The organism is Nostoc cf. edaphicum LEGE 07299, from assembly GCF_015207245.1.
Classification (GTDB): domain Bacteria; phylum Cyanobacteriota; class Cyanobacteriia; order Cyanobacteriales; family Nostocaceae; genus Nostoc; species Nostoc edaphicum_B.
On record NZ_JADEXF010000529.1, the window covers coordinates 1 to 4,102 of the forward strand.

A 4,102-nucleotide genomic window follows, 5' to 3' on the forward strand; every position below is an offset into this window, starting at 1 on the left:
CAATGATATACAGTAATAAATATATAATTTAATAAGATGTTAACAGCCACAAATATCAAGTTAAATATTGTGGTGAATCTAACTTGTCCCTCGGAATTTATAACTGTATTACAAGCTTCTCCTAATATCAAAAAAACAGAACCTAGTATATAAGTTTTAAAATATTTCGTTCCTTCGGAAGCAACTTCACCATTTCCTCCCATGAATGCAATTAATTGTCGATCAAAATTATAGCCTATAATTGTAATAAAAAAAGAGATAATAATACTCATAATTATGAGGTTGCCAAAAACTTTGGACTGAGTTTTAATATCTCCAGAACCAATGGCTCGACTGAGAACAGAAGCAGAACCTACCCCGATCAAGCCAGCAAATCCATTGACTATACTTGTAAGTGGTAGTGCAATTGATATACCAGCTAAAGCCGTTTCACCAATGAATCTTCCTGCAAATAAAGCATCGATAAAAGTGTTGAAACTAAGCATCAATATCCCCAGAATACTGGGTATTGATAATTTAAACATCAATTTAATAAGATTGCCTTGAAGGATTTCATTCGTGATTTGAGATTGTTTTTGTAAAGTCATTTGTTTAGTTAACCTTAAGCAAATGGCTAACACAATACTGCTTTACTGTTTTTAATTCCATTTCTTTGGCTGAGTTCAATGCACTCATCACCTCACTACAAACTTCAATTCTGGCTTCATAGGCACTTGTTTTGCCGCCATCAACAAAATCAATCCGAACTTCTGCCCAGTCAGGATTATGTCCTTGGGTAACTTCTTCCATCGCCAGTACTTTGCCTGCTTTCAAATAATCTAACCAACTCCATCCAGACTGCATCCAAATTTCGCGCTCGGCAATTTGCTCAAATTTGCTTAAACCAGTCCATCCTCGGTAGTATTGACGCAAACCAGAAACTGAACTATTTCGCTGCACCAGTAAATCCAATACATCTGGCTCTAGATGTCCCCACAAACATCCTTGAGGTAAATCAATTAGGGTAGGAGCAAACTGATGTCCGCCAAAATGAGTTGTTTGCCAGACTCTTAACTTTCCGTTGGAAGTAGGAGCATATTCTTTACGTAATTGTCGGTATATAGGATTGCCAAATCTGCCACAGGCAAGGTCTACTTGAGCATGGGTACAAACCATTAGTTCGCGAATGTCACTTATTTGTTGTGAACAAAAACGACAGTCTGTTGTGAGTAATTCATGAGTATGGTGAGTTCGCATATTTACTATACTCTGCTACAGATATTATTGAAAAATAATGAAATAGCGACAAAATGCTAATCTTTATGTTTTTCACATATTTTTATAAAGATTGTCATAAAAATACTGGTGCGGTACTAATCTTTTGTACAATGCATACAGCTTCAGCTCCCACGGTGATTGGACAACAAAATATTCTCTTTTGGGTTTTGTAGCTTGGAGAGCCTGCAATATTACTGCTGTAACTTTTTCAACTGGTAAACCTCCAGTGCGATTTCCTTTTACGGAATCTTCCATACATCTTTTGAAATTTTTGCCATATATAGCTTTCATTTCGGTTGACATATTACCTAAAACTTTCTGGCAATCAGCTTCTACTTTGTCAGCCTGTTCTGGGGTAATTATTCCCCCTGGTAATATGGATAATACTTCAATGCCACTGGAACGTAATTCAATTCGCAAAGTATCTGTAATTGCCTCAAGTGCAATTTTGGAAGTAGATAAAAGCCCTCTGTATGGTATGGCTAACCTACCACAAACTGCACTGATATTAATTATTCTACCTTTCACTTGTCGGAGCATTGGTAAAAAAGCTTGTGTAACTGCAATTTGACCGATAACATTTACTTCAAAATTCCATCTGATATCGTCTATTGGAATACATTCTAATGGGCCATCTACCCCAGAATATGCATTATTAATTAATGCGAATAATCCTTCATTACCGAGCGCCAACGAGACAAACTCTGAAGCTGATTTGACTTCTTGGGCTTTTGTGATGTCTATGATAAGAGGTGTTAAATTTCCAGATGCAGCCTGCTTTAAAGATTCACCATCTTGTTCTGTACGGACTCCCGCAAAAACTCGATATCCTTGCTTATCTAGTAAAAGCGCAGTTGCTCGACCGAGACCTGTGGATGCTCCAGTTATAACGACAGCACCTTTATTATTCCTTGTCATACTTACTTCCTCGATAATGAAATATATTTTTTTAGCTTGAAAAGAATGGGTTATAAATCTGATGGCTAAAACGAGCCAGAAACCAGTGGTTGTAGCTGTCCTTTATTTTGACGCAGACCATGCACGACCATTTTCACGCCGCTAGCCGGGTAACAAATCAAACCTCCAAATTTGGGGTGTTCTGGACGCTGACTGACTAGCTTTAATTCGTAACGTGAAAGAATGGTTGCTAATATCAGTTTCATTTCAAATAGTGCAAAAGTTCCGCCAATACATACACGAGAACCACCACCAAATGGCAAAAATTCGTAGGGAGAATATTGTTTTTCTAAAAAGCGTTCTGGCTGAAATTCTTTTGGTTGTGAATATAAATCTTCGCGCTGATGTGTCGAATAAATATTAGCAAGTAGTATTGTTCCGGGGTTCAACTCGTAGCCCATCACCTTAACTGGAGACTCTACTAATCTAGGAAATGCAAATAACTGAGTTGGGTAAATTCGCAAAGCCTCATTACAAACAGCATTTAAGTACGGTAAGCCGAAGATGCTCATGGGGTCTGGGTTTTCACCAAGACTGTCAAGTTCTGATAGTAAGCGCTCTAGCACAGCAGGTAAACGATGAATCCAATACAAAGACCAAGCGATCGCAGTTCCGGAAGCATCACCAGCCGCAAATATAGGAGATAATAGCAGATCCCGTACTTCTTCATTGCTTAATGGTTGACCTGTTTCATCTTCAGCAAATAGCAGATCGGTAATCATATCAGCGCGTGAAAAATCTGCTTGCTTGCGACGTTCTTCCACCTCAGTCAATAGCAATTGAAAAAGCTCTTGTCGAAGGTGGAGGAGATATCCTTGTGGACTCCATCGACCTAAATCTCTTTCTCCAAAAATATTCCTCAAAATCTTATCTATTGGAGATTGTCCATATCTCATAATAGAAATAAACAAATGCTTGATTTTTTCAGAAAGCTTTCCTTCAGTTAAACCCATTACAACTTCTATACCCACTCGTAAGGTAATATCTTCAATTGTTGGGTATGCAACAAAAGGCTTTCCAAATGTCTGTTGACTGATAATCTTTTCTGTGAGTTCGCAGATACGTCGCCCACAGGCTTGCATCCGCGCTCCATGAAAGGTTTGCATTAACAATTTGCGTCGATTTTTGTGAATTAAACCATCAAGTTGGAGAACTCCTTGATTTCCTGTCATCAAGGCAAAACCCAAGTTCAATTCGCCCCTAGCTGTAATTTCCTTAGTGTTTGTGAAAATCTCCTTTATTCCTAAAGGATTACTGACATAAATTGTTGGTGTAGAACCAAACATTAGAGTAACTATATCACCATAATCTTTAGAAATAGCATCCATATAGCCAAAGGGATCGCTCTCGAATTGAAGACCGATTAACCAAGCAGGAGTTTTCGGCCCTGGGGGTAGTTTCATCAGCTTCTTTTACTCCCATTATTTAGAACGTATACAGTATTGTCGATACAATCTTTTAGATATTTAGCTAATTCTTGAATATGAGGTTCAACAAAAATAGAGAAATGATCCCCAGGAAGTTCAATAACTTGAATAGGTTGACTAGAACATTTACCCCAACCTATTAAAGGGTCATTACTATACCATTCTGGATTGTCAAAGTCATGAATTATTTCTTGGCTAGCTCGAAATAAAGTTATAGACTGAGAATACACTTCAGGCACATAATTTCGCATAGCTTTAACATGCGCTTTAAAAAGTTTGTAATAACGGAGGAAATCTTCAATTTCTACATCACTAAAGATGAAATTGCTCTTTTCATTAATTAAATTAAGTTGCTCAGTTAATGGCAAATCTCGAAGTTCTTCAAAAGGTACTGAAAAATCTACATTATTATCAGTTTTTATTGATTCAGCTATGCGAGGTAAAAGTTGTGCATCATGAGG

5 protein-coding genes are annotated in these 4,102 nt (G+C 37.5%); all 5 read right to left on the bottom strand.

Going from position 1 to position 4,102, the window contains the following annotated elements:
• Positions 1 to 587: MATE family efflux transporter (locus tag IQ229_RS16205; protein WP_265582990.1), on the bottom strand; the 587-nt coding region annotated here is incomplete at its 3' end.
• A 4-nt stretch (positions 588 to 591) separates the two neighbouring features.
• Positions 592 to 1,236 carry a sucrase ferredoxin gene (locus tag IQ229_RS16210; RefSeq protein WP_194045362.1) on the bottom strand — a complete coding sequence of 215 codons (645 nt, stop codon included), beginning with the start codon at positions 1,234 to 1,236 and terminating at the stop codon, positions 592 to 594.
• Between the two features lie 72 nt (positions 1,237 to 1,308).
• Positions 1,309 to 2,175 (bottom strand): SDR family NAD(P)-dependent oxidoreductase, encoded by an 867-nt coding sequence (locus IQ229_RS16215; protein ID WP_194045370.1) that lies wholly within the window; start codon positions 2,173 to 2,175, stop codon positions 1,309 to 1,311.
• 65 nt (positions 2,176 to 2,240) lie between these two features.
• Positions 2,241 to 3,617 carry a cytochrome P450 gene (locus IQ229_RS16220; RefSeq protein ID WP_194045372.1) on the bottom strand — a complete coding sequence of 459 codons (1,377 nt, stop codon included), beginning with the start codon at positions 3,615 to 3,617 and terminating at the stop codon, positions 2,241 to 2,243.
• Positions 3,617 to 4,102, bottom strand: a 486-nt coding sequence (locus IQ229_RS16225) for a thioesterase domain-containing protein (RefSeq protein ID WP_457852505.1), incomplete at its 5' end; no start/stop codon positions are given. The genes IQ229_RS16220 and IQ229_RS16225, both read right to left, overlap by 1 nt.

Excerpts from the sequence above, each read along its gene's own strand:
- IQ229_RS16210 (WP_194045362.1), bottom strand. The coding sequence starts at position 1,236 with ATGCGAACTCACCATACTCATGAATTACTCACAACAGACTGTCGTTTT.
- IQ229_RS16215 (WP_194045370.1), bottom strand. The coding sequence starts at position 2,175 with ATGACAAGGAATAATAAAGGTGCTGTCGTTATAACTGGAGCATCCACA.
- IQ229_RS16220 (WP_194045372.1), bottom strand. The coding sequence starts at position 3,617 with ATGAAACTACCCCCAGGGCCGAAAACTCCTGCTTGGTTAATCGGTCTT.